This window comes from Streptomyces sp. NPDC013317 (assembly GCF_055563155.1).
The window spans coordinates 192,143-216,604 of the sequence record NZ_JBVHDX010000008.1 but is presented as its reverse complement, the minus strand read 5'-3'; the positions used below and the strand labels follow the sequence as shown (position 1 = coordinate 216,604).

The 24,462-nt window shown below is 71.2% G+C and carries 24 protein-coding genes; 18 read left to right on the top strand and 6 right to left on the bottom strand.

Annotated elements, in window-relative coordinates:
* Positions 1 to 155: 155 nt before the first annotated feature.
* The 4 genes from dnaK to ACZ3IJ_RS21980 are packed head-to-tail and all read left to right on the top strand — an operon-like array spanning position 156 to position 4,322.
* A complete protein-coding gene (dnaK, locus tag ACZ3IJ_RS21995; protein WP_467470601.1) occupies positions 156 to 2,000 on the top strand; it encodes a molecular chaperone DnaK in 1,845 nt (614 codons plus the stop codon).
* Positions 2,000 to 2,644, top strand: a complete 645-nt coding sequence (gene grpE, locus ACZ3IJ_RS21990; protein WP_467470599.1) for a nucleotide exchange factor GrpE — start codon at positions 2,000 to 2,002, stop codon at positions 2,642 to 2,644. Before dnaK ends, grpE begins: the two co-directional genes overlap by 1 nt.
* 30 nt (positions 2,645 to 2,674) lie before the next feature.
* Positions 2,675 to 3,865 (top strand): molecular chaperone DnaJ, encoded by a 1,191-nt coding sequence (gene dnaJ, locus ACZ3IJ_RS21985; RefSeq protein ID WP_467470597.1) that lies wholly within the window; start codon positions 2,675 to 2,677, stop codon positions 3,863 to 3,865.
* A gap of 4 nt (positions 3,866 to 3,869) precedes the next feature.
* Positions 3,870 to 4,322 (top strand): heat shock protein transcriptional repressor HspR, encoded by a 453-nt coding sequence (locus ACZ3IJ_RS21980; protein ID WP_361441888.1) that lies wholly within the window; start codon positions 3,870 to 3,872, stop codon positions 4,320 to 4,322.
* Between the two features lie 111 nt (positions 4,323 to 4,433).
* Here the strand turns inward: ACZ3IJ_RS21980 and ACZ3IJ_RS21975 are convergent, their stop codons facing one another.
* Together ACZ3IJ_RS21975 and ACZ3IJ_RS21970 are read right to left on the bottom strand one after the other, a co-directional pair.
* Entirely contained in the window at positions 4,434 to 4,907 is a 474-nt protein-coding gene (locus ACZ3IJ_RS21975) for a hypothetical protein (RefSeq protein ID WP_467470594.1), read from the bottom strand.
* 2 nt (positions 4,908 to 4,909) lie between these two features.
* Positions 4,910 to 5,890: a helix-turn-helix transcriptional regulator gene (locus tag ACZ3IJ_RS21970; RefSeq protein ID WP_467470592.1), complete on the bottom strand. Its 981-nt coding sequence runs from the start codon at positions 5,888 to 5,890 to the stop codon at positions 4,910 to 4,912.
* A 128-nt stretch (positions 5,891 to 6,018) separates the two neighbouring features.
* Between ACZ3IJ_RS21970 and ACZ3IJ_RS21965 the strand changes: the two genes are divergently transcribed.
* Both ACZ3IJ_RS21965 and ACZ3IJ_RS21960 read left to right on the top strand, forming a co-directional pair.
* Positions 6,019 to 6,210, top strand: a complete 192-nt coding sequence (locus ACZ3IJ_RS21965; RefSeq protein ID WP_391801610.1) for a hypothetical protein — start codon at positions 6,019 to 6,021, stop codon at positions 6,208 to 6,210.
* Entirely contained in the window at positions 6,207 to 6,524 is a 318-nt protein-coding gene (locus tag ACZ3IJ_RS21960) for a (2Fe-2S)-binding protein (RefSeq protein ID WP_352190419.1), read from the top strand. Before ACZ3IJ_RS21965 ends, ACZ3IJ_RS21960 begins: the two co-directional genes overlap by 4 nt.
* Positions 6,525 to 6,663: 139 nt before the next feature.
* On the opposite strand, the gene ACZ3IJ_RS21955 is transcribed toward ACZ3IJ_RS21960, so the two are convergent.
* Positions 6,664 to 7,077, bottom strand: coding sequence for a pyridoxamine 5'-phosphate oxidase family protein (locus ACZ3IJ_RS21955; protein WP_467470590.1), 414 nt, complete (start codon positions 7,075 to 7,077; stop codon positions 6,664 to 6,666).
* A gap of 121 nt (positions 7,078 to 7,198) precedes the next feature.
* Here ACZ3IJ_RS21955 and clpB point away from each other — a divergent pair, with 121 nt between their 5' ends.
* Positions 7,199 to 9,784: an ATP-dependent chaperone ClpB gene (gene clpB, locus ACZ3IJ_RS21950; RefSeq protein ID WP_467470826.1), complete on the top strand. Its 2,586-nt coding sequence runs from the start codon at positions 7,199 to 7,201 to the stop codon at positions 9,782 to 9,784.
* 25 nt (positions 9,785 to 9,809) lie between these two features.
* Here the strand turns inward: clpB and ACZ3IJ_RS21945 are convergent, their stop codons facing one another.
* On the bottom strand, positions 9,810 to 10,238 hold the full coding sequence (locus ACZ3IJ_RS21945; RefSeq protein WP_467470588.1) for a hypothetical protein: 429 nt from the start codon (positions 10,236 to 10,238) through the stop codon (positions 9,810 to 9,812).
* A 130-nt stretch (positions 10,239 to 10,368) separates the two neighbouring features.
* Between ACZ3IJ_RS21945 and ACZ3IJ_RS21940 the strand changes: the two genes are divergently transcribed.
* Positions 10,369 to 10,905, top strand: coding sequence for a type III secretion system chaperone family protein (locus ACZ3IJ_RS21940; protein ID WP_352190415.1), 537 nt, complete (start codon positions 10,369 to 10,371; stop codon positions 10,903 to 10,905).
* Positions 10,906 to 10,938: 33 nt separating this feature from the next.
* Here ACZ3IJ_RS21940 and ACZ3IJ_RS21935 read toward each other — a convergent pair whose 3' ends face one another.
* Positions 10,939 to 12,129: a hypothetical protein gene (locus ACZ3IJ_RS21935; RefSeq protein ID WP_467470824.1), complete on the bottom strand. Its 1,191-nt coding sequence runs from the start codon at positions 12,127 to 12,129 to the stop codon at positions 10,939 to 10,941.
* A gap of 167 nt (positions 12,130 to 12,296) precedes the next feature.
* Positions 12,297 to 13,478, bottom strand: a complete 1,182-nt coding sequence (locus tag ACZ3IJ_RS21930) for a pyridoxal phosphate-dependent aminotransferase (RefSeq protein WP_467470586.1) — start codon at positions 13,476 to 13,478, stop codon at positions 12,297 to 12,299.
* Positions 13,479 to 14,079: 601 nt separating this feature from the next.
* Here ACZ3IJ_RS21930 and ACZ3IJ_RS21925 point away from each other — a divergent pair.
* From ACZ3IJ_RS21925 to ACZ3IJ_RS21880, 10 genes are all read left to right on the top strand, one after another.
* The gene (locus ACZ3IJ_RS21925; protein WP_383169603.1) at positions 14,080 to 14,598 is read left to right on the top strand and encodes a DUF2617 family protein; all 519 of its coding nucleotides are present in this window, start codon (positions 14,080 to 14,082) and stop codon (positions 14,596 to 14,598) included.
* A 75-nt stretch (positions 14,599 to 14,673) separates the two neighbouring features.
* Positions 14,674 to 16,362: a polyamine aminopropyltransferase gene (locus ACZ3IJ_RS21920; RefSeq protein ID WP_467470583.1), complete on the top strand. Its 1,689-nt coding sequence runs from the start codon at positions 14,674 to 14,676 to the stop codon at positions 16,360 to 16,362.
* A 77-nt stretch (positions 16,363 to 16,439) separates the two neighbouring features.
* Positions 16,440 to 17,468, top strand: coding sequence for an SRPBCC family protein (locus ACZ3IJ_RS21915; protein ID WP_467470581.1), 1,029 nt, complete (start codon positions 16,440 to 16,442; stop codon positions 17,466 to 17,468).
* 20 nt (positions 17,469 to 17,488) lie between these two features.
* Positions 17,489 to 18,286 carry an aldose epimerase family protein gene (locus tag ACZ3IJ_RS21910; protein ID WP_467470579.1) on the top strand — a complete coding sequence of 266 codons (798 nt, stop codon included), beginning with the start codon at positions 17,489 to 17,491 and terminating at the stop codon, positions 18,284 to 18,286.
* Positions 18,287 to 18,296: 10 nt separating this feature from the next.
* The gene (gene pyrE, locus ACZ3IJ_RS21905) at positions 18,297 to 18,845 is read left to right on the top strand and encodes an orotate phosphoribosyltransferase (RefSeq protein WP_467470577.1); all 549 of its coding nucleotides are present in this window, start codon (positions 18,297 to 18,299) and stop codon (positions 18,843 to 18,845) included.
* A gap of 224 nt (positions 18,846 to 19,069) precedes the next feature.
* Positions 19,070 to 20,092, top strand: coding sequence for a class II fructose-bisphosphate aldolase (gene fbaA / locus ACZ3IJ_RS21900; RefSeq protein WP_467470575.1), 1,023 nt, complete (start codon positions 19,070 to 19,072; stop codon positions 20,090 to 20,092).
* Between the two features lie 74 nt (positions 20,093 to 20,166).
* A complete protein-coding gene (locus ACZ3IJ_RS21895) occupies positions 20,167 to 21,333 on the top strand; it encodes a MalY/PatB family protein (RefSeq protein WP_467470574.1) in 1,167 nt (388 codons plus the stop codon).
* A gap of 45 nt (positions 21,334 to 21,378) precedes the next feature.
* The gene (locus ACZ3IJ_RS21890) at positions 21,379 to 22,833 is read left to right on the top strand and encodes an MFS transporter (RefSeq protein ID WP_467470572.1); all 1,455 of its coding nucleotides are present in this window, start codon (positions 21,379 to 21,381) and stop codon (positions 22,831 to 22,833) included.
* A 14-nt stretch (positions 22,834 to 22,847) separates the two neighbouring features.
* A complete protein-coding gene (locus ACZ3IJ_RS21885) occupies positions 22,848 to 23,261 on the top strand; it encodes a DUF3151 domain-containing protein (protein ID WP_389570563.1) in 414 nt (137 codons plus the stop codon).
* A 184-nt stretch (positions 23,262 to 23,445) separates the two neighbouring features.
* The gene (locus ACZ3IJ_RS21880; protein WP_467470570.1) at positions 23,446 to 24,357 is read left to right on the top strand and encodes a DUF3152 domain-containing protein; all 912 of its coding nucleotides are present in this window, start codon (positions 23,446 to 23,448) and stop codon (positions 24,355 to 24,357) included.
* Positions 24,358 to 24,462 lie beyond the last annotated feature (105 nt).

Here is a 24,462-nt window from a genome sequence, read left to right as displayed (position 1 = left end):
GGAATGACGCGCCACGGGTGGGCCTTTCGGCGCCTCTTTGAGCGACTCTCAGGGTGAAGAGTTGAGTCGCCCTCACTCAGGTCTGTTGACGCGTCGGGGGTCGTCATGCATCCTTGAGTCAGATCCACTCAAGTCAGTCAGCTGGAGGAATTGAAATGGCACGTGCGGTCGGCATCGACCTGGGCACGACTAACTCCGTCGTCAGCGTTCTGGAAGGCGGCGAGCCCACCGTCATCACCAACGCCGAGGGTGCCAGGACCACGCCGTCCGTCGTCGCCTTCGCGAAGAACGGTGAGGTGCTCGTCGGCGAGGTCGCCAAGCGCCAGGCGGTCACCAACGTCGACAGGACCATCCGGTCGGTCAAGCGCCACATGGGCACCGACTGGAAGATCGACATCGACAGCAAGAGCTTCAACCCGCAGCAGATGAGCGCCTTCATCCTGCAGAAGCTCAAGCGCGACGCCGAGGCGTACCTGGGCGAGAAGGTCGTCGACGCGGTCATCACCGTCCCGGCGTACTTCAACGACTCCGAGCGTCAGGCCACGAAGGAGGCCGGTGAGATCGCGGGCCTCAACGTCCTGCGCATCGTCAACGAGCCGACCGCGGCCGCCCTGGCCTACGGCCTGGACAAGGACGACCAGACGATCCTCGTCTTCGACCTCGGTGGCGGCACGTTCGACGTGTCCCTCCTGGAGATCGGTGACGGCGTCGTCGAGGTGAAGGCGACCAACGGTGACAACCACCTCGGTGGTGACGACTGGGACCAGCGCGTCGTCGACTACCTGGTGAAGCAGTTCGCCAACGGCCACGGCGTCGACCTGGCCAAGGACAAGATGGCTCTCCAGCGTCTCCGCGAGGCCGCGGAGAAGGCGAAGATCGAACTGTCGTCCTCCACCGAGACGTCGATCAACCTGCCGTACATCACCGCCTCCGCCGAGGGTCCGCTGCACCTGGAGGAGAAGCTCACCCGGGCTCAGTTCCAGCAGCTGACCGCGGACCTCCTGGACCGCTGCAAGACGCCGTTCCACAACGTCATCAAGGACGCGGGCATCAACCTGTCCGAGATCGACCACGTCGTTCTCGTCGGTGGCTCCACCCGTATGCCGGCCGTCGCCGAGCTCGTCAAGGAGCTGACCGGTGGCCAGGAGGCCAACAAGGGTGTGAACCCGGACGAGGTCGTGGCCATCGGTGCGGCTCTGCAGGCCGGTGTGCTGAAGGGTGAGGTCAAGGACGTCCTGCTTCTGGACGTGACGCCGCTGTCGCTTGGTATCGAGACCAAGGGCGGCATCATGACCAAGCTGATCGAGCGGAACACCACGATCCCGACGAAGCGGTCGGAGATCTTCACGACGGCGGAGGACAACCAGCCGTCGGTGCAGATCCAGGTGTACCAGGGCGAGCGTGAGATCGCGGCGTACAACAAGAAGCTCGGCATGTTCGAGCTGACGGGTCTGCCGCCGGCGCCGCGTGGTGTCCCGCAGATCGAGGTCGCGTTCGACATCGACGCCAACGGCATCATGCACGTGACCGCGAAGGACCTGGGCACGGGCAAGGAGCAGAAGATGACCGTCACCGGTGGCTCCTCGCTGCCGAAGGACGAGGTCAACCGGATGCGCGAAGAGGCCGAGAAGTACGCGGACGAGGACCACGCGCGTCGTGAGGCCGCCGAGTCCCGCAACCAGGGCGAGCAGCTCGTCTACCAGACGGAGAAGTTCCTCGCGGACAACGCGGACAAGGTCCCCGGTGAGGTGAAGACCGAGGTCGAGACCGCCGTGGCCGAGCTGAAGGAGAAGCTCAAGGGCGAGGACACCGCGGAGATCCGTACGGCCACCGAGAAGGTCGCGGCCGTCTCGCAGAAGCTCGGCCAGGCGATGTACGCCGACGCGCAGGCCGCTCAGGCCGCGGGCGGCGACGCCCCGCAGGGCGAGGCCAAGGCCGACGACGACGTCGTCGACGCCGAGATCGTCGACGACGAGAAGCCGAAGGGCGGCGCTGCCTGATGACGGAGGAGACCCCGGGCTTCGAGGAGAAGCCCGACGTCCCCTCCGGCGCCGAGGACGCCGCCGAAGCCGCCGAGGCCCCCTCCACGGAAGAGGGCTCGGCGGCCCCGGCCGGGGACGCCGCACAGACGGCCGGCCTGACGGCGCAGCTGGACCAGGTCCGCAGCGCGCTCAGCGAGCGCACGGGCGACCTCCAGCGCCTTCAGGCCGAGTACCAGAACTACCGCCGTCGGGTGGAGCGGGACCGTGTCACCGTCAAGGAGATCGCGGTCGCGGGCCTTCTGACGGAGCTGCTGCCCGTGCTCGACGACATCGGCCGGGCGCGGGACCACGGCGAGCTGGTGGGCGGCTTCAAGTCGGTCGCCGAGTCGCTGGAGACGGTGGCCGCCAAGATGGGGCTGCAGCAGTTCGGCAAGGAGGGCGAGCCCTTCGACCCGACGATCCACGAGGCCCTGATGCACAGTTACGCACCGGACGTCACCGAGACGACCTGCGTGGCGATCCTGCAGCCTGGGTACCGGATCGGCGAGCGGACCATCCGGCCCGCGCGCGTGGCGGTGGCCGAGCCCCAGCCCGGGGCGACGCCGGCCACGAAGGAAGAGAAGTCGGCAGACGAGGAGAACGGTGGCCCCGAGGAGGGCTAGCGCGAAGATCGTCCGAGAGGAGGGACGTCGATGAGCACGAAGGACTTCGTCGAGAAGGACTACTACAAGGTTCTCGGCGTCCCCAAGGACGCCACCGACGCCGAGATCAAGAAGGCGTACCGGAAGCTCGCCCGCGAGAACCACCCGGACGCCAACAAGGGTGACACCAGCGCCGAGGCGCGCTTCAAGGAGATCTCCGAGGCGAACGACGTCCTCGGCGATCCCAAGAAGCGCAAGGAGTACGACGACGCCCGCGCGCTCTTCGGCAACGGAGGCTTCCGTTCCGGAGGCCCGGGCGGCGGCAACTTCAACTTCGACCTGGGCGACCTCTTCGGCGGCGCCCAGGGCCCCGGCGGCGCGGGCGGCGGGGCCGGCGGCTTCGGCGGCGGTCTCGGCGACGTCTTCGGCGGACTGTTCAACCGGGGGGCGGGCGGCGGCGCGGGCACGCGTACGCAGCCGCGCCGCGGCCAGGACATCGAGTCCGAGGTGACGCTCAGCTTCACCGAGGCCGTGGACGGCGCGACGGTGCCCCTGCGGATGTCCTCCCAGGCGCCCTGCAAGGCTTGTTCGGGCACCGGCGACAAGAACGGCACACCCCGGGTGTGCCCGACCTGTGTCGGCACCGGCCAGGTCTCGCGCGGCGGCAGCGGCTCGTTCTCGCTCACCGACCCGTGCGTGGACTGCAAGGGGCGCGGCCTGATCGCCGAGACGCCCTGCGAGGTCTGCAAGGGCAGCGGGCGGGCCAAGTCCTCCCGCACCATGCAGGTCCGCATCCCCGCCGGTGTCGCCGACGGGCAGCGGATCCGGCTGCGCGGCAAGGGCGCTCCGGGCGAGCGCGGCGGCCCGAGCGGAGACCTGTACGTGGTCGTGCACGTCGACGCCCATCCGGTCTTCGGCCGCAGGGACGACAACCTGACCGTCACCGTCCCCGTCACGTTCGACGAGGCGGCGCTCGGCGGCGACATCAAGGTGCCGACGCTGGGCGGCCCCGCGGTGACGCTGAAGCTTCCGGCCGGCACACCCAACGGCCGGACGATGCGCGCCCGCGGCAAGGGCGCGGTCCGCAAGGACGGCACGCGCGGCGACCTGCTGGTGACGGTGGAGGTCGCGGTGCCCAAGGAACTCGACGACAAGGCCCGTGAGGCCCTCGAGACCTACCGTGAGGCGACGGCGGGCGAGGACCCCAGGGCAGAGCTGTTCCAGGCCGCGAAGGGAGCATGACCCGATGGACAGCAGACCGGGACGCAGCCGTAATCCGTACGAACTGACCGACGAGACGCCGGTGTACGTCATCTCGGTGGCGGCCCAGCTGTCGGGTCTGCACCCGCAGACGCTGCGTCAGTACGACCGCCTCGGTCTGGTCTCGCCGGACCGCACGGCCGGCCGGGGCCGGCGCTACTCGGCCCGTGACATCGAACTGCTCCGTACGGTGCAGGCGTTGTCGCAGGACGAGGGCATCAACCTGGCGGGCATCAAGCGCATCATCGAGCTGGAGAACCAGGTCGCGGCGCTCCAGCAGCGGGTCGCCGAGCTGTCGGCGGCCGTCGAGGGCGCGGCGTCGGCGATGCGCCAGCGCGAGGCGCAGGTGCACGCCTCGTACCGGCGCGACCTGGTGCCGTACACGGACGTCCAGCAGGCGAGCGCGCTGGTCGTGTGGCGCCCCAAGCGCCCCGAGTAGAGCCCCGGGCAGCGCTCCTCCCGGGAGAGCCCGGGCAGCCCGGCCGGGACGCTCCGTACGACCGACGACGCCCCCTCCGCTTCCTGTGGAGGGGCCTCGTCGTCGTACGGGCTACGGGATGAGTTCGGCCACGATGTTCGTCGCCGTGTCCCACCAGGGCGCCGCGCCCGTGCCGAAGGCGGCGGCGAGCGCGGTGCCGACGGCCCGGTCCAGCGGCTCGGGTCCGGTGCCGGGCGCCCACTCGGCGTCCACCGTGCCGTCCCCGGAGGACTCCAGGGTGCCCACGGGGCGTCCGTCGCGGAGCAGTCGGCTCTCCACGTACGAGCAGGGCACGAGCCGGTAGCGGATGCCGGAGAACACGGCGTCGACCCGGTACGAGCGCCGCAGGAGCCGCCCGCGGCCGGGCCGGATGCGCGCGGGCGTGCCGTCGACGGTGAGGGTGAGCCGGCCGGCGGCGCGGGTGCCGATGGGGATGAGCGGGTCGGGCTCGTCGCCCGGCGCCCGCAGCAGCTCCACGGTGGGCATCTCGTACCCGGAGACGCGCAGTGTCCCCGCGGGGCCGTCCAGGTCGATCTGTACGTACACGGTCAGTGTTCCTGCTCCAGGATTCCGGACTGGGCGATGAGGTAGCCGAGCTGCGCCCGGCTGCCGCTGCCGAGGGCGGAGGCGAGCTTGGCGATGTGGGCGCGGCAGGTCCGGACGTTCATGCCGAGCCGGCGGGCGATGGCCTCGTCGACGTGACCCTCGACGAGGAGTTTGGCGATGGAGCGCTGGATGCCGCTGATGCCGTCCAGCGGCGGCTCGTAGGTGACGGGGTTGTCCAGGGGGATGGCCTGGAGCCAGAACTGCTCGAAGACGCCGACGAGGTACTCGACGAGGCCGGTGTGGCGCAGTTCCAGGGCGACCTGGCGGTCCCGGCTGGCGGGGACGAAGGCGACCTTGCGGTCCACGATGATGAGCCGGTCGATGATCTCCTCGAGCGTGCGGACCTCGACCTCGGGGCCGATGCGTTCGAGGTAGGCCAGGGTGATCGGCTGGTGCCGGGCGGTGTGCTGATAGAGCGTCCGCATCCGGATGCCGCGGCCGAGGAGCGGTCTGACGCGGCGCAGGGCCTCGCCGAAGGTGTGGGCGCTGCGGCCGCTGCCGGGCTGCACGGTCAGCAGCTCGGAGGAGCATTCGGCCACCACGCGGTCCAGGGAGGTGTTGATCCTCGTGAGGCCCTCCAGGACGGTGATCGCGTGGGTCGTCGTGGGGTCCTGGACGCTGACCGACATGAATGGCTCGAACGCGTCGGAGAGTTCGATGCTGAGACGTCTACGCTCCTGGATCTCCTTCTCGATCGGGAGCAGCAGTCGGGCCAGCGCGGCCGAGGGGGGAACCGGCCGGAGCCACTGGACGTCGTCGGGGTCGGGCCGAAGGAGGTCGAGGTCCATCAGGCAGGGCGTCGACTCGATGTCCGACCGGGCGATACGTCCCGTACGCAGGGCCTCTTTATAGACCCGTGTGCCCGCTTCGCACAGCTCGGCGTGCGTATGAGGATGCCCCGTTTTATCCGGTTCTATTTGCATATGTACACCCCCAGGCTTTTCCGATACAGGAACATGATGCATTGAGCCAGTGGTGGAAACGTGAGGAGTGAGCCATCGTCGTGCCTGCGGGGGAGCAGGAGATACACACCAAGTGAGGTTGCTCGGTCATGGCCAAGAAGCTCATACGCACCGTAGTTGGTGTCGCGTTCATAGCTGCTGCCGCGGTCGGCGCGGTGGCAGTCACCGATGATCCGGGCTGGGGCCTCGCTCCGCAGCAGGTCGTCGCCAAGGCGGGCGACCCGGGCTGGGGAGCAGCGCCGGCCGACTCCGACCCTGGTTGGGAGTCCGTGCGGGCATGACGGTTCCCGAAGATCCTCGATTCCGGCGTGAGATGGCGGCCGCTTACCGCTCCGGGTGGCATTTCATCGACCTCGTCACAGCCGTGCCGCACGGTGGCGATTCGTTGATGGTCACCCTCTTCGGTGAGCCGATCATCATCACGCGCGGGGACGATGAGGATATTCGCGCCTACCGATGTCTCCGGAAGCCGCGTGGCGCCCCTCAGCCCGTCCGCTGTGCCATCCGGTACGGCATGATCTTCGTCAATCTCGACCAGCGTGACCACCAGCTCGTCGAGTCCGAGACCATCACCGCCACCCCCCGCAGTGCCTGAGCGGTTCCCCCGTCGTTGTAGATCGCTCAGGTGCTTCCCCCACACAGCGGCGCCATCGCGGACCTGAAACGCGATGGCGCCGTTGTGCTGTGCCCGTAACCCCCCACCCGGTGAGCGCGCCGCCGAGCACCTCACCGGGTCAGGCCCGGCCCATGGCCCGGGTCAGCGCGATCTCGATGACGACCCGGTCGGGGTTGGGCGCCGGGACCCGGCCGTAGCGCGTCGCGTACCGGTCGACCGCGTCGGCGACGACGTCCGGCTCCGTACGGATGCGCGCCACGCCCTCCAGCGTCGCCCAGCGCCCCTTGTCCACCTGGCAGACCGCCACGCGCGCGCCGTCCGCGCCCGCCGCCAGGACGTTGGCGACCTTGCGGCTGTGCTTGTTGGTGATGACCCGGGCGATGCCGTTCTCGCCGCCCTCGGGGTCGTAGGTCACCCCCACCGCCACCACGTGCGGCGTGCCGTCCGCGCGCGGGGTCGTCAGGGTGGACATGTGGTACTCGCGCCAGAAGCTGAGATACGCGTCGTCGGGGTGCCTCGGGTCAGTCGCCATGCCCGGAACCTACCCGTGGCACGGGTCCGTGCGACACCTTGAGCGGAATAGGCTCAACTTTGTGTACGCTGGATGAGTCATGGACCGTGTGGAGCCGGACGACGAGGAGGAGACAGCGCACGTGGACGCCGAACTGACCAACAGGAGCCGGGACGCGATCAACGCGGCCACCGGCCGCGCCGTGTCCGCGGGACACCCCGACCTGACCCCTGCGCATCTGCTGCTCGCGCTTCTGGCCGGTCAGGACAACGAGAACATCGTCGACCTGCTCGCCGCCGTCGAGGCGGACCAGGCCGCTGTACGGTCCGGAGCGGAACGGCTGCTCGCCGCCGAGCCCAGCGTGACCGGCTCCACGGTCGCGCCGCCGCAGCCCGACCGTGAGCTGCTCGCCGTGATCGCCGAGGCCGCCAGGCAGGCCAAGGAGCTCGGGGACGAGTACCTCTCGACCGAGCACCTGCTCATCGGGATCGCGGCGAAGGGCGGACAGGCGGGCGAGGTGCTGGCCCAGCAGGGGGCCGGCGCGAGGAAGCTGCTGGACGCGTTCGAGAAGAGCAGGGGAGGACGCCGGGTGACCACACCCGACCCGGAGGGTCAGTACAAGGCGCTGGAGAAGTTCGGCACGGACTTCACGGCCGCCGCGCGCGAGGGGAAGCTGGACCCCGTCATCGGGCGCGATCAGGAGATCCGCCGCGTCGTCCAGGTGCTCTCCCGCCGCACCAAGAACAACCCGGTCCTCATCGGGGAGCCCGGCGTCGGCAAGACCGCCGTCGTCGAGGGCCTCGCCCAGCGGATCGTGAAGGGCGACGTCCCCGAGTCCCTCCGCGACAAGCGGCTGGTCTCGCTCGACCTCGGCGCGATGGTCGCGGGCGCCAAGTACCGCGGCGAGTTCGAGGAGCGCCTGAAGACCGTCCTCTCCGAGATCAAGGCCAGCGACGGCCAGATCATCACCTTCATCGACGAGCTGCACACCGTCGTCGGCGCGGGCGCCGGCGGCGATTCGGCCATGGACGCCGGCAACATGCTGAAGCCGATGCTGGCCCGCGGCGAGCTGCGCATGGTCGGCGCGACGACCCTCGACGAGTACCGCGAGCGGATCGAGAAGGACCCCGCCCTGGAGCGCCGCTTCCAGCAGGTCCTGGTCGCCGAGCCGAGCGTCGAGGACACCATCGCGATCCTGCGCGGACTCAAGGGCCGGTACGAGGCCCACCACAAGGTCCAGATCGCCGACTCCGCGCTCGTGGCCGCGGCCACCCTCTCCGACCGGTACATCACCTCCCGCTTCCTCCCCGACAAGGCCATCGACCTCGTCGACGAGGCGGCCTCCCGGCTCCGGATGGAGATCGACTCCTCGCCCGTCGAGATCGACGAGCTCCAGCGGTCCGTGGACCGGCTGCGCATGGAGGAGCTCGCGCTCAAGAACGAGACCGACGACGCCAGCCGGCAGCGCCTGGAGAAGCTCCGCCGCGACCTCGCCGACCGCGAGGAGGAGCTGCGCGGGCTGACCGCCCGCTGGGAGAAGGAGAAGCAGTCCCTCAACCGCGTCGGTGAGCTCAAGGAGCAGCTCGACGAGTTGCGCGGGCGCGCCGAGCGCGCCCAGCGCGACGGCGACTTCGACACCGCCTCCAAGCTGCTGTACGGCGAGATCCCGACGCTGGAGCGCGAGCTGGAGGAGGCCTCGGAGGCCGAGCAGGAGGTCGCCAAGGACACGATGGTGAAGGAGGAGGTCGGCCCCGACGACATCGCGGACGTGGTCGGCTCCTGGACAGGCATCCCCGCCGGCCGCCTCCTGGAGGGCGAGACGCAGAAGCTGCTGCGCATGGAGGACGAGCTCGGCAGGCGGCTCATCGGCCAGACCGAGGCCGTACGGGCCGTCTCCGACGCCGTGCGCCGTACGCGTGCCGGGATCGCCGACCCCGACCGTCCCACCGGCTCCTTCCTCTTCCTCGGCCCGACCGGCGTCGGCAAGACCGAGCTGGCGAAGGCGCTCGCCGACTTCCTCTTCGACGACGAGCGGGCCATGGTCCGCATCGACATGTCGGAGTACGGCGAGAAGCACTCCGTGGCCCGGCTCGTCGGCGCGCCTCCCGGCTACGTCGGCTACGAGGAGGGCGGCCAGCTCACGGAGGCGGTGCGCCGCCGGCCGTACAGCGTGGTGCTGCTCGACGAGGTGGAGAAGGCGCACCCGGAGGTCTTCGACATCCTGCTCCAGGTCCTCGACGACGGCCGGCTCACCGACGGCCAGGGGCGGACGGTCGACTTCCGGAACACCATCCTGATCCTCACCTCCAATTTGGGCAGCCAGTACCTCGTGGACCCCCTGACCGGGGAGGACGAGAAGAAGCAGCGGGTCCTGGAGGTGGTGCGGACCTCCTTCAAGCCGGAGTTCCTCAACCGGCTCGACGACCTGGTGGTCTTCTCGGCCCTCGACAAGACCGAGCTGGGGCGGATCGCGCAGCTCCAGATCGACCGGCTCGCCAAGCGGCTCGCCGAGCGCCGGCTCACGCTGGACGTCACGCCGGCGGCGCTGGCCTGGCTGGCCGACGAGGGCATGGACCCGGCGTACGGCGCCCGGCCGCTGCGCCGTCTGATCCAGACGGCGATCGGCGACCGGCTCGCCAAGGAGATCCTCGCGGGAGAGGTCCGCGACGGCGACACGGTCCGGGTGGACCGCTTCGAGGACGGGCTGATCGTGGGCGCGGCGCAGTAGGCGGGGCGCGGTGGCCAGGACGCGGTCAGGTGTCGAAGGCCAGCAGATGTACGAGGGCGGACTCGCCCTCGTACGTCACGGTCACGTCGACCGCGACCGGGCCGCCGGGCTCGGCCTCACCGTCGTACTGCACATTCAGGCACAGGTCGTGGTCGCAGAACTGGGGCTCGTCGGGTTCCGTGCCCGGGTAGGTCCCGGCGAGCCACTGCGCGGCTTCGCGGCGAGGCATCCGGAAGTCGGCCGTGACCTGGGTGTCCAGCCAGCTCGCCTGGGTGCACCGGGGCTCCGCGGCGCTCCTGGGCAAGGTCGCCTGCGCCCATTCCATGGCGTCCGCGCAGTCGACCGGCTTCGCTCCGGTGGACTCGTCGAAGGCCATCGCACCCCAGGCCAGCAAGGCGACCGGGCCCCCGCAGAAGATCGACACCAGCACCGACACCCAGACCCACGTCGACACGCGCGGCCTCACTTTTTCCCCCATAGGAACCAGATCTTGTCAGCCCGCAGCGGATCGCGGGAGCCGGGGCTTGCGCCGTACCGCCCGGCATGGGGGAGGATGGCGTCAACCGTACGAAGGGATATTCACGGTGAGCATCGACCCGTCCTCGATTCCGAATTTCGGGGGCCAGCCCCAGCCTCAGGCCGCAGGACCGGCGGGCCCCGTCGTCCCCGACCAGGATCTGGTCAAGCAGCTCCTGGACCAGATGGAGCTGAAGTACGTCGTCGACGACGAGGGTGACCTCGCGGCGCCGTGGGAGGAGTTCCGGACGTACTTCATGTTCCGCGGCGAGGAGGACCAGCGTGTCTTCTCGGTGCGGACGTTCTACGACCGCCCGCACTCGGCCGACGACCGCGCCAAGGTTCTCGACGCGATCGACGACTGGAACCGCCGCACCCTGTGGCCCAAGGTCTACACCCACCTGCACGAGGAGGAGGACGGCTCCGCCACCCTCCGCCTCATCGGTGAGGCGCAGATGCTGATCGGCACCGGCGTCGCGCTGGAGCACTTCGTGTCCTCCACCGTCAGCTGGGTCCGCGCCTCCATCGAGTTCGACAAGTGGCTCGTGGAGCAGTTCGGCCTGGAGTCCCCGGAGGACAAGTCCTCCGACGGCGACGAGGCCTGAGCCGCCACGGGGCCGGCCTCGGCCCCCGGCCCCTCAGAGGGCCATGCGTGCGAGCGTCAACGCGTACGCACCGAAGCTGAACGACAGCCCGGCCAGCGCCGCGATCACCACGATCGCGGCCCTCGGCCGGGCTTTCGTCAGGGCCCGCGCCAGCGGGAGGAGCAGCGGGAACGCGGGCAGCAGGAAGCGCGGCTTGGACTCGAAGAAGCCGGAGCCGCCGACCGTGATGACCACGAGTACCGCCGTGTAGACCAGGACGGGCAGCGGTGGCCGCTCCGCCAGCGCGAGCAGCGCGAAGAGCAGCACCCCCGCGCCCGTGATCAGCAGCGCCATCGCGAAGCCGAACTGCGTCGGCCCCCGCAGCATCTCCAGGACGAAGCGCAGCGCGCCGCGCCCGAGGTCGAAGCGGGAGGTCCAGCCGTCCTGGACGGCGAAGTAGCCGCCGAGCAGATCCCCGCGGCGCGCGCCCACCCAGAGCAGGTACGAGAGCCAGCCGACCGGTGCCAGCGCGGCACCCGCCCACACCCGTGGATCGCCCCGGCCGTCTCCGCTCCCGCGCCCGCGCCACAGCGCGCACCCCGCCGCGACCAGGACCGCGGCCGCGATGGCGACGCCGTTGGGGCGGGAGAGGCCGGCCAGCGCGGCCAGCGAGCCGGCCCACAGCCAGCGGCCGGTGAGGAGCGCGTACAGCGACCAGGCGGCCAGGGCCGTCATCAGTGGCTCGGTGTACGCCATCGAGAGCACGATCGAGTGCGGCAGCAGGCCCCAGAGCAGTACGAGCAGGACGGCGGTGGGCCGTCCGTGGAGCCGTTCGCCGACCAGGTAGATCCCCCACGCCGCGACTCCGGCCGAGAGCCAGGACAGGAGCAGCCCCGCCGTGCCGCCCTCGACGGGCAGGACCGTGGTGACCGCGCGTACCAGGGCGGGGTAGAGCGGGAAGAACGCCAGGTCGGACTGGACGACGCCGTCGGGCCAGTGGAGCGTGTGGCCGTAGCCGTGCGCGGCGATCCGGGTGTACCAGTCCGAGTCCCAGGACGTGGCGAGCAGCGCCCGCGGTGAGCGCCCGATGTGCCAGGCCCAGGCCGCGAGCACCAGCATCCCGGTCAGCCGGGCCGCGGCGAACAGTCCGAGCGCGGGGGCGGCCCGGTACAGCGAGGCCCGCCAACGGGGGACGCTCCGGGCGCCGGCGGTCGTGGCCCGGCGGTCGAGAGTCTCGGCGGACAGGGTGCACCTCCGTGCGCACGGGAATCGAGAGCGCCCCGCGATCCGGGATCAGCCCGACAAATCGGTCTACCCGACCATCGGCGTGGCACGGAGGAAGCGCGCGCGGGCGCGGGGCCCACCGGGTGAAAAATCCCCGCCGCCGGGGCCCCGCCGTCAGGAGCCCGTCGTCAGCCCGCGAGGCCCTTCAGGCGGGAGACCGCCTCCTCCAGGACGTCGACGCGCTTGCAGAAGGCGAACCGGACGAACGGCTCGCCCTCCGCGCGGTGGTCGTAGAAGACGGCGTTGGGGATCGCCACCACGCCCGCCCGCTCCGGCAGGGAACGGCAGAAGGCGAAGCCGTCGGACTCGCCGAGAGGCCGGATGTCGGTGGTGACGAAGTAGGTCCCGGCCGGGCGGTAGACCTCGAAGCCCGCCTGCGCCAGGCCGTCGCTCAGCAGGTCGCGCTTGGCGCGCAGGTCGGCGCGCAGGGTGTCGAAGTACGTGTCCGGCAGGCGCAGCGCCTCCGCGACGGCGTACTGGAACGGGCCGGACGCCACGTACGTGAGGAACTGCTTGGCGGACCGGACGGCGGAGGTGAGCTCCGGGCTCGCGGTGATCCAGCCGACCTTCCAGCCGGTGAAGGAGAAGGTCTTGCCGGCGGAGCCGATGGTGACCGTGCGCTCCCGCATTCCCGGGAGGCTCGCGATCGGCAGGTGCTCGGCGTCGTCGAAGACCAGGTGCTCGTACACCTCGTCGGTGACGACGAGCAGATCGCGGGCGACGGCGAGCTCGGCGATCGCGGTCAGTTCGGCGCGGGTGAGGACGGTGCCGGTCGGGTTGTGCGGGGTGTTGAGCAGGATCAGCCGGGTGCGGTCGGTGACGGCGGCCCGCAGCTCGTCCAGGTCCAGCCGGTAGGCGCCCTCGTGCGGCCGGAGGGTGACCGGTACGCGCGTGCCGCCTGCCATCGCGATGCACGCGGCGTACGAGTCGTAGTACGGCTCCAGGGCGATCACCTCGTCGCCGGGCTCGACGAGGGCGAGCAGCGCGGCGGCGATCGCCTCGGTCGCGCCCACCGTGACGAGGACCTCGCGGTCGGGGTCGTAGGCGAGGCCGTACCGCTTCAGCTGGTGCTCGGCGACGGCGGTGCGCAGCTCGGGCACACCGGTGCCGGGCGGGTACTGGTTGCCGCGCCCGTCGCGCAGAGCCCGGACCGCGGCCTCCCGGATCTCCTCCGGGCCGTCGGTGTCGGGGAAGCCCTGTCCGAGGTTGATCGCCCCGGTCCGGACGGCGAGCGCGGACATCTCGGCGAAGATCGTCGTCCCGAACTCGGCGAGCCGGCGGTTGAGCAGCGGTCGTGTCATGCCCGCCATCCTGCGGTGAAGCTCTGGACTTCCTCAAGTGCGCTTTGGGCGGCGGGCGCGGGGGGCATCCCCCTGTCACACAAGACCTACGGGGGTGTCACTCATGGAAGCTCTGATCATCGGAGTCGTCATTCTGTTCGTGGTGGCAGGTATCGCCTCATCCATCGGCGGCCGGTCGCGGCGCGGTGGCGGCCGGTCGCGGCGTGGTGGCGGCTGGTCGGACGGCGGCGGAGGCGGCTGCGGGGGCGGTTCGTCCTGCGGCGGCGGAGGCGGCTGTGGGGGTGGCGGCGGGGGCGACTGACACGGGGCAGTCGCCCTCGCGATTCACCCAGGTGCCCGGCCGCTCCAACATCCGCCGGGCACCTTCGTGTTGGAGCCGTACGTCGAATCCGATTGAACAATTGAACTGTGGGGTCCCCGAAGGGGATGGAAACCACGGCAAGTTGGGTAAAAACGCTGCGAGTCGCTCGAAGTCCATGATTCCCTCGCACTTGATAAAGACAGCCCTCGGACCGTGTGTGGACCCGAGTCGGCGATCCCCCACTCCCGTTGGACCCTTCTCCGGGGCGCCCCCGGCCCACCCGTCAAACCGTGTTTGCGGAGCCGACCCATGCTCACGACCCTGAAGACCTCCTACACCGATACGCGTGCGGCCGATCTGGCCTGGGCCCTCGGGCGCGAGCCGCTGCCCGCCCTCGCCGTGCTCGACCTCGAACTGACCGGCGCCAAGCTGCAGTTGCGGCTGCTCGGCGCCTCCCACCAGGTGCTCCTGGAGGAAGAGCAGCACAACTGCTCGGAGACCGTCGCCTGTATGCCCGGCAGCAGTACGCCGCTGCCGCTGGGCGTCTCCAAGCGCATCGGCGGCTGGGAGTACGAATTCGCCGCCCGTGTCGAGAAGCTCTCGCACGGCTCCTTCGCGGGCCGTGCCCAGGAATTGCTCGCACTCGTCGCCGACCATCCCAACGGCCTCGCGGGGACGTTTCCCGGTTCCCCGCACGCCTTCACCGCGATGCTGGCCCAGCGCCACGAGGGCCAGGTGCGGTGGCGCACCTGGCACGCGTACCCACAGGAAGGGCAGTTGGTGGTCACCCGGACGCGGATCGGCGTTCGTATGCCCGCCCCGCTGTAACGCGCCGCCCGGGAGCTCCATGTGCACTCGTGTGGGTGACAAGCGGCGACAGATGTGTGACGTAGCGTTACGAACATGATCGATCCGCCCCTGACCATGCCACCCAAGAGGGTGACTCGGCTGCCCGTGCGGCCGAGAGCGGTGCGGTTTCCGGTCCTCGTCGTCGTCTTCGTCTGCGCCGCCTGCGGTCTCGTCTACGAGCTGGAACTGGTCGCCCTCGCCTCGTACTTGATCGGCGACTCCGTCACCCACGCCTCCGTCGTGCTGTCGGTGATGGTCTTCGCGATGGGCGTCGGCTCGCTGCTCGCCAAGCGGCTGCGCTGCCGCGCCGCCGTCGGCTTCGGTCTCGTCGAGGGCGGACTGGCGCTGATCGGAGGCTGCTCGGCCCTCGTGCTGTACGCGGCGTTCGCCTGGCTGGGCGAGGCGCGGTACGTCCTGGTGGCGTTCTCGCTGGCCATCGGGGTCCTCATCGGGGCGGAGATCCCGCTGCTCATGTCGCTGATCCAGCGGGCGGAGTCGGCGCGTTCCCCGGGTGTGCGGGAGAAGGACAAGGCCGCCGATCCGGCCGGGACCGTCGCCGACCTGTTCGCCGCGGACTACGTCGGCGCGCTCGTCGGCGGGCTCGCCTTTCCCTTCCTCCTGCTGCCCTGGCTCGGCCAGGTCACCGGCGCGCTCGTCACCGGAGGGGTGAACGCGGTGGCGGGCGGCGGGCTGGTGCTGTGGCTGTTCCGGCGCGATCTGACCGCCCGCTCCCGGGCCCTGCTGATCGGTACGAACCTCGCCGTCCTCGCCGTCCTCGCCACCGCCACCGTTCTCGTGGACGACTTCGAGCGGGCCGCGCGCCGTGCGGTGTACGGAGACAGCGTGCGCGTCGCCGTACGGACCGAGCTCCAGGAGGTGGTCGTGACGGGGGAGCGGGGCAGCGCGCCCGACCTCTTCGTCGACGGCCGGCTGCGGGCCGGGGGCGAGGACGGCTCCCGGTACCACGAGTCGCTCGTGCACCCCGCGATGAACGGGCCGCACGCGCGGGTGCTGATCATCGGCGGCGGCGACGGTCTCGCCGCCCGCGAGGTGCTGCGCTATCCCGGAGTCCGCGCGGTCACCGTCGTCGAGGAGGACCCCGGAGTCGTACGGCTCGCCCGGAGCCACCCCGAACTGGCCGCGCTCAACCGGAACGCCCTGCGCGACCCGCGCGTCCGGGTGGCCTCCGAAGACGCGTTCAGCTGGCTGCGCGAGACGGCGACGACCGGCCCCGAAGGGGCCGGCGAGGGCCCGCGCGAGCGGTACGACGTGGTGATCTCGGACCTGCCCGATCCCGGGATCTCGGCCGGGACGAAGCTCTACTCCGAGGAGTTCTACGGCCTCACCTCCCGGGTCCTCGCCGACGAGGGACGACTCGTCGTGCACGCAGGATCGGCATCCGCCCGCCCCCACACCTTCTGGACGGTGGACTCCACGCTGCGCGCGGCCGGCTTCGCCACCCGCGCCTACAGCGCGCACGGCCGCGGGGCGCACCTCGCCGCCGGTCCCGACCGTGCCGACCGCTCGGAGGGCACGGCGACGGGGACGGGCGACTGGGGCTATCTGCTCGCGGCCGCGGGCACCTACCCACCCGAGCTGCGCCTCGCCGCCGACGCGCCCCGGCTCCGGTCGCTGACGGCCGGCGCCCTGGTGACGGGAGCGCGGGCGGCCGAGCGGACCCGGGACGACCGGGGCGCCCCGCCGCCGCCCTCGACACTGGTCCACCCGCGGTACGGCGGCTGACCTCACGGGGGTCCGCCGGCAGCGGACCCGGGACAAACAGGCGACGACGACGCCCGGGCTGAGTAGGCTCGGCTTCCATGGAGCATGAGGTGTTCGTTCCGGTACCGGCCGAGGTCCTCCGCGGGACCCTGACGGACCCCGCACGGGTGGCGCGCTGCGTCCCCGGTCTCCAGCAGGACGCGGAGGTGGGCCCGCTCGCAGGACGCCTGAAGATCCGGGCCGGTGGCAACACGATCACTTATCGGGGCGCGCTGCGGCTGACGGAGCGGGGCGACGGCGTCGCCGTCGAGGGTCAGGGCACCGAGGTTCGCGGCAAGGGCTCGGTGCAGCTCGTGCTGACGATCGCGCTCACCCCGGTGGCCGACGGCACGACGCTCGCCTTCACCGGGGCCGTGAAGGGCGAGGGCCGGCTCTCCGACCTCTCCGAGGAGGCCCGGGAGGCGGCGGCCCAGCGGCTGATCGGCAAGTTCGTGGAGAGCCTGGCCGCGGCCGCGCGGCAGGGCGGCGCGGAGAACGGCCGGGCGGAGAACGGCCGGGCGGTGAACGGCCGGTCGTTGAACGGCGCGGCGCTTGACGGCGGGGCGGCGAAGGAGTCCGACGACCCGTCCGGGACGGAAGCCGGGACCGCGGCCGGGCCCGGGGACGAGCCGGGCCCCGAGTCCGGCGCCGAGCCCGGGTCCGCGGCCGGATCCGCGGACCCGGCCGTGGGCGACGCCGTCGACGCCGTCGACGCGATCGACGACGACGAGGCCGACAGCGACAGCGACGGTGTCGACGACGGGGTCGAGGAGCCCCACCGCCCGTCGGTCTTCGAGACGCCCGTCCCCCCGCCCTCGCTCGACCCGTTCCAGGGCGGGGGCTTCGAGGACGCCCCCGTGCAGTACCCCGCCGAACCCCCGGCCGCCGAGGCCGCCCACGCCCGGCGGACGATGATCGGACGGAGCGCCGAGGAGGTCGACCACGCCCCGCCGCGCGGCCGGTACGCCCCTGTCCCCGCGCCGGAATCGACCAGCGCCGGCGCCACCCTGCGCTGGATCGCCCCCGCCGCCGCCCTCGCGCTCGCCTCGGCGGTGGTCGTCGGCCGGGCGCTGCGCCGCCGGCGCTGATCCCCGTCTACTGTCGGGGCGTGAGCAAGCAGACGCGACTGACGGCGGGCGACGCCGAGTTGACCATCAACCCCGACAACGGCTGCCGCATCGAGAGCCTGCGCATCGGCGGCACGGAGCTGCTGCGCCAGGGCGAGCGGTACGGCTGCTTCCCGATGGTTCCCTGGTGCGGGCGGATCGAGCTGGGGCAGTTCCGCAACGGCGGGGTGAAGCACCAGATGCCCCTCAACTCTCCGCCGCACGCCATCCACGGCACCGGCCGCGACTCCGTGTGGAAGCCCGCCCGGACGGCGGACGAGGACGGACGCGCGGCGGCGTTCACCTACGAGCTGGGCGACCCGTGGCCGTACACCGGCCGGGTCACGCAGACCTTCGCCCTCACCGAGGAGAGCCTCACCGTGCAGCTCGGTGTGGAGACCCTCGCCGACTCCTTCCCGGCGCAGGCCGGCTGGCACCCCTGGTTCAACCGCAGTCTCGACGGCGGTGCTCCCGTACGCATCGACTTCACGGCCGACTGGCAGGAGGAGCGAGGCGAGGACCACCTCCCCACCGGGCGGAGGATCGGCCCGGCTCCAGGCCCCTGGGACGACTGCTTCGGCATGCCCGGAGGCGTCGACGTCACCCTCACCTGGCCGGAGCAGCTGGAGCTGAAGGTGACCAGCCGGAGCGAATGGGTGGTGATCTACGACGAGCAGGAGGCGGCGGTCTGCGTGGAGCCGCAGTCGGGCCCGCCGAACGGGCTCAACACCCTCCCGCACCTCGTGACGCCGATCGAGCCGCTGGAGATCGCGGCCACGCTGGCATGGCGGCGGCTTTAAGCTCATGAGCATGACTGACGTACGCGCTGACCTGCTCCAGCAGATCAAGGACAAGGCCGTGGTGCACGGCAAGGTGACCCTCTCCTCGGGGCTGGAGGCCGACTACTACGTCGATCTGCGCCGGATCACGCTGGACGGAGCCGCCTCTCCGCTCGTCGGTCAGGTCATGCTCGACCTGACCGCGGAGCTGGAGTTCGACGCCGTGGGCGGTCTGACGCTCGGTGCCGACCCGGTCGCGACGGCGATGCTGCACGCCTCCGCCGCCCAGGGGAAGCGTCTGGACGCCTTCGTCGTCCGCAAGGCCGCCAAGGCCCACGGGATGCAGCGCCAGGTCGAGGGGCCGGACATCAAGGGCCGCCGGGTTCTGATCGTCGAGGACACCTCCACCACCGGCGGCTCCCCGCTCACCGCCGTCGAGGCGGCGCGTGCGGCCGGTGCCGAGGTCGTCGCGGTCGCCACGATCGTGGACCGGGCGACGGGTGCGGGCGAGAAGATCAGCAACACCGCGGGGGTGCCGTACCTCTACGCCTTCGCCCTCGACGAGCTCGGTCTCGCCTGATCGACCCCGGGTGATCGAGGCGAAGTCGTGACTTAGGTCCCGGAGCCGCCCGGCGGCGGCGCTGACCTGCGACTTTGGCAAGGGGCGGAGTGTTTCACGTGAAACGCTCCGCCCCTTGCTCCTGGTGTCCGCGGAAGAGTCTGGAAAGATGGGCCCCGACGATGACGTCGCCCCAGGTCAGGGTCTAGTAACGCACCCACCCGCACATCACAAGGAGCGGACGAATGCCCATCGCAACCCCCGAGGTCTACAACGAGATGCTCGACCGGGCGAAGGCAGGCAAGTTCGCCTACCCGGCCATCAACGTGACCTCCTCCCAGACTCTGCACGCCGCACTGCGCGGCTTCGCGGAGGCCGAGAGCGACGGCATCATCCAGATCTCGACCGGTGGCGCCGAGTTCCTGGGCGGCCAGCACAACAAGGACATGGTCACGGGCGCCGTCGCCCTGGCCGAGTTCGCGCACATCGTCGCCGCCAAGTACGACATCACCGTCGCGCTGCACACGGACCACTGCCCGAAGGACAAGCTGGACGGCTATGTCCGTCCGCTGCTCGACGTCTCCGCCGAGCGCGTCAAGGCCGGTCGTGACCCGCTCTTCCAGTCGCACATGTGGGACGGCTCCGCCGAGACCCTCGCCGACAACCTGGCCATCGGCCAGGAGCTGCTGGCCAAGGCCGCCGCCGCCCGGATCATCCTCGAGGTCGAGATCACCCCGACCGGTGGCGAGGAGGACGGCGTCACCCACGAGATCAACGACGAGCTGTACACCACCGTCGACGACGCGATCCGCACCGCCGAGGCCCTGGGCCTGGGCGAGAAGGGCCGCTACCTGCTGGCCGCCTCCTTCGGCAACGTGCACGGCGTCTACAAGCCGGGCAACGTCGTGCTCCGCCCCGAGCTGCTCAAGGACCTGCAGGCGGGCGTCGCCGAGCGCTTCGGCAAGGCCAACCCGTTCGACTTCGTCTTCCACGGCGGCTCCGGCTCCTCCGCCGAGGAGATCGCCACCGCGCTGGAGAACGGCGTCGTGAAGATGAACCTCGACACCGACACCCAGTACGCCTTCACGCGTCCGGTGGCCGACCACATGTTCAAGAACTATGACGGCGTCCTGAAGGTCGACGGCGAGGTCGGCAAGAAGTCCACCTACGACCCGCGCACCTGGGGCAAGCTCGCCGAGGCCGGCATGGCCGTGCGGGTGACCGAGGCGTGCGCGGCGCTGCGCTCGACCGGCACGAAGCTGAAGTGAGATAAGCGTTAGTCAGTGGTGGAAAGGCCCGGCACCCTGGGGTGTCGGGCCTTTCCGCGCTCCAGGAGGACTGAGTGACGACGTACGACTTCGACCGTGAGACAGACCGCCGCGGGACCTGCTCGGTCCAGTGGGACGGCATCGCGGACCGTTTCGGTGCCGGCGAGCTGCTCCCCTTCACCATCTCCGACATGGACTTCGCCTCCCCGCCGGAGGTCCTCGACGCCTTGCGCGCCCGGGTCGAGCACGGGGTCTTCGGCTACACGGACTGGCGGATCGGCGAGTTCCGTGAGGCGATACGCCACTGGTACGCGACCCGTCACGACACCGCGCTCGACATCGAGGCGCTGGTCTACGCGCCGTCCGTGCTCAGCCAGCTCTCTCAGCTGCTGCAGATGTGGACCGCGCCCGGCGACGGCGTGGTGGTGCACACGCCGACGTACGACGGCTTCCGCAAGGCGGTCACCGGTCTGGGGCGCGAGCTGAGGGGCGTGCCGGTCGGGGACACCGAGACGCTGGAGACGGAGCTGGCCCGGCCGGACAGCACGATGCTGCTGCTCTGCTCGCCGCACAACCCGACGGGCCGCGTGTGGCGGGAGGAGGAGCTCGCGGAGTTCGCGCGCCTGGCCGAGCTCCATGGGGTCGCGGTCGTCAGCGACGAGATCCACGCGGACCTGGTGGCCGACGGGCAGCGGCACCTCCCGTGGCTCCGCTTCACGCAGCCGGGACGCGGCCGGCGGTGGGCCCTGATCACCTCGGGCACGAAGGCCTTCAATTTCCCGGCGCTGACCGGCTCGTACGGGATCATCGGCGACCCCGGCGAGCGGGCGGAGTTCATCCGCCGGATGGAGACGGGCGAGGGCCTCGCCTCGCCGGCGGTGCTGTCGATGACCGCCCATGTCGCCGCGTACCAGCAGGGTGCGCCGTGGCTGGACGCGCTGCGGGCGTATGTGGCGGGGACGATGCGGCTCCTCGAGGAGCGGCTCGCGGCGGGGCTGCCGGGCGTCCGCTGGACGCCTCCGCAGGCCGGCTATCTGGCCTGGATCGACCTGCGCCCGCTCGGGATCGACGACGAGGCGCTCCAGCGGGAGCTGGTGGAGGTCGAGAAGGTCGCGATCATGCCGGGCGGCGTCTACGGCGCCCCGGGCTTCGTCCGTCTGAACGTCGGCTGCCCGAGGAAGAAGGCGGAACGCGGCGTGGAGGCCTTGGTGAGGGCCGCCACGAGACTCCGCACGGCCTGAGGCCCCAGCGGGACGATCGGGCGTAACGGGGGGAGCATGGCAGGCATGGACATCAGGCTCGCCTCGGGCACCGGCCGGTGGATCGTGCTCACCACCGTGCTCGGCTCGGGGATGGCGCTGCTCGACTCCACGGTCGTCAACGTCGCCCTGCCGCACATCGGCGAGGACCTCGGCACCGACATGGCCGCGCTCCAGTGGACGGTCAACGCCTACATGCTGACCCTTGCCGGGCTGATCCTGCTCGGCGGGGCGCTGGGCGACCGGTACGGGCGGCGGCGGGTCTTCGTGATCGGGATCGTGTGGTTCGCCGTCGCGTCCCTGCTGTGCGGGCTGGCGCCGAACGCGGGCATTCTGATCGCCGCCCGTGCTCTCCAGGGCATAGGTGGCGCGCTGCTCACCCCCGGGTCGCTCGCGCTGATCCAGGCCAGTTTCCATCCGGACGACCGGGCCAAGGCCGTCGGGCTCTGGTCCGGCTTCGGCGGGGTCGGTGCGGCGATCGGGCCGTTCGTCGGCGGGTGGCTCGTCGACGGGCCCGGCTGGCGGTGGGTCTTCCTGCTCAACGTGCCGCTCGCCGCGCTGTGCGTGCCCGTCGCGCTGCGCCATGTGCCGGAGTCGCGCGACGAGTCCGCCCACGGTCGGTTCGACGTCCTCGGCGCCATCCTGGGCGCGGCCGCGCTCGCCCTCGTCACGTACGCGCTGATCTCCGAGGCCTGGTGGGCCGCCGGGGCCGGGGTGGTGGTCGGGGCGTTCTTCGTCGTCCTGGAGCGACGGCTGCCGGAGCCGATGGTGCCCCCGTCGATCTTCGCGTCCCGGCTGTTCACGATGGTCAATCTGGTGACGCTCTGCGTGTACGCGGCACTCGGCGGCTTCTTCTTCCTCGCCACCCTCCAGCTCCAGGTGGTGTCCGGCTACTCGGCGCTCGCGGCGGGCACGGCGCTGCTCCCGACGACGGTCCTGATGCTGCTGCTCTCCGCGAAGTCCGGCGAGCTGGGCGAGAAGATCGGGCCCCGGATTCCGCTGACCGTGGGGCCGCTGCTGTGCGCGGTGGGGATGGTCCTGATGCTGCGGGTCGGGGAGGACGCCTCGTACGTCGAGGACGTGCTGCCCGCGATGGTGGTCCTCGGCCTCGGGCTCACCGTCCTGGTGGCCCCCCTGACGGCGACCGTCCTGGCCTCGGTGGACGTGGCGCGGGCGGGCCTGGCGAGCGGGATCAACAACGCGGCGGCGCGCGCGGCCGGCCTGCTCGCGGTCGCGGCGCTGCCGACGCTGGCCGGGATGGGCCCGGAGGCGTACCGCTCGGCGGAGGAGTTCGGCGACACGTTCCGGCGGGCGATGCCGATGTGTGCGGGGCTGATGGTGGCGGGCGCGGTCCTGGCCTGGGCGACCGTGCGGAAGCCGGCCGAGGCGTCCGACTGCCACCCCGAGTGCAAGGTCCACTGCGGGGTGACGGCACCCCCGCTGGACCCGGGGGACCGCTCGGCACGGGAGGGGGGCGGCTGAGGCAGACTGGCCCCATGGCCATCCACGAGAACCTCCTGGGGGGACCGCCCCCCACCCATCTGCCCGACGACCCGGAGCCGCGTGAGCTGCTCGCGGCGGGCACGGCGCCGGCGGACGTCGCCGCCAAGTACCCGACGTCCTCGCTGGCCTGGGCCCAGCTCGCCGACGAGGCGTACGAGGGCGGTCGCGTCATCGAGTCGTACGCCTACGCCCGTACGGGCTACCACCGCGGCCTGGACGCGCTGCGGCGCAGCGGCTGGAAGGGCCACGGCCCGGTGCCGTGGGAGCACGAGCCGAACCGCGGCTTCCTGCGGGCCCTGCACGCGCTGGCGCGGGCCGCCGGCGAGATCGGCGAGAAGGACGAGTACGAGCGCTGCTCGACGTTCCTGCGCGACTCCTCGGAGACGGCCGCGGAGACGCTGGGCTGACACCGGGCCGACCGCACCGGTTTCCTCCTCCCGTGGGGCAGGGGGAAACCGGTCATCGTCCCCGGAATGTTCGAGGCCGTTCGAAGCGGCGGTTACGATCCTTCGGACCGTTGTACCGAGAGCAGCCGGAACCGAGGCCCCACCCTCTTCCCCCCAACCGGCCGACGCAGGGGAGAAGTCTGTCTTGGGCAAGCGCGCCGCCGCACCCGCGGGACGGGGACGAACGCCGAGCCGGAGCCGGAGCGGAGGCCGTGGCCGTGGCCGCGCCCGTGGCCGGTCCGGGCGGAGCGCGATAGGACGGCTGGCCCTCCCGGCGCTCGCGCTCGTCACGCTCTCCCTCGGTGGCGGCGCAGCCCTCGCCCACTACCACAGCGGCCAGGACTCCGGTGGCGACGGCGCCGTCGCCGCCACCCCCTCCCCAGCGGCCGAGACGACGAAGGCGATCCCCACTCCCAAGGCCGCGCCCCCGAAGCCGAAGCCGACCACGCCCAAGCCGAAGCCGTCGGCCACGCCCAAGAAGCCGAAGGTGCCCGCCAAGGGCTCCGGCAGCTTCACCACCGCCAGATCCTCCGGCGACGCCGTCGGCACGGGCGGTTCCCTGCGCCGCTACCGCGTCCAGGTCGAGGGCGGCATCGACCTCTCCGCCTCCCAGGTGGCCACCGAGATCCAGCAGATCCTCGACCATCCGCGCGGCTGGGCGGCCAATGGCCGTGGCCGGTTCCAGCTGGTCTCCGAGAACGCCGACTTCGTCATCCGGATCGCCACCCCGGCGACCGCCGACAAGCTCTGTCTCGCCCAGGGGCTCAACACGCACGGCGAGCTGAACTGCGAGACCACGGACGGCGTCGTGGTGAACCTGAAGCGGTGGCTGCTGGGCTCCCCGACCTTCGCCGGGACCCCCGCCGAGTACCGGCATCTGATCATCAACCACGAGGTGGGGCACGAGATCGGCATCCGGAGCCATATGAGCTGTCCCGGTTCCGGCAAGCCCGCGCCCGTCATGATGCAGCAGATCAAGGGGCTCAAGGGCTGTCGTTCGAACGCGTATCCGTATGACGAAGACGGTAGCTACATCGAGGGTCCGATCGTGCCATGATGCGCATGGGACCGCGTGCGACGAAGCGCGCGGGCCCGAGGGGACCGGGGCTCCACTTGCCACACGGAAGGAGCGGACCGCTACCCGGTAGTTGCGTATCGAGGA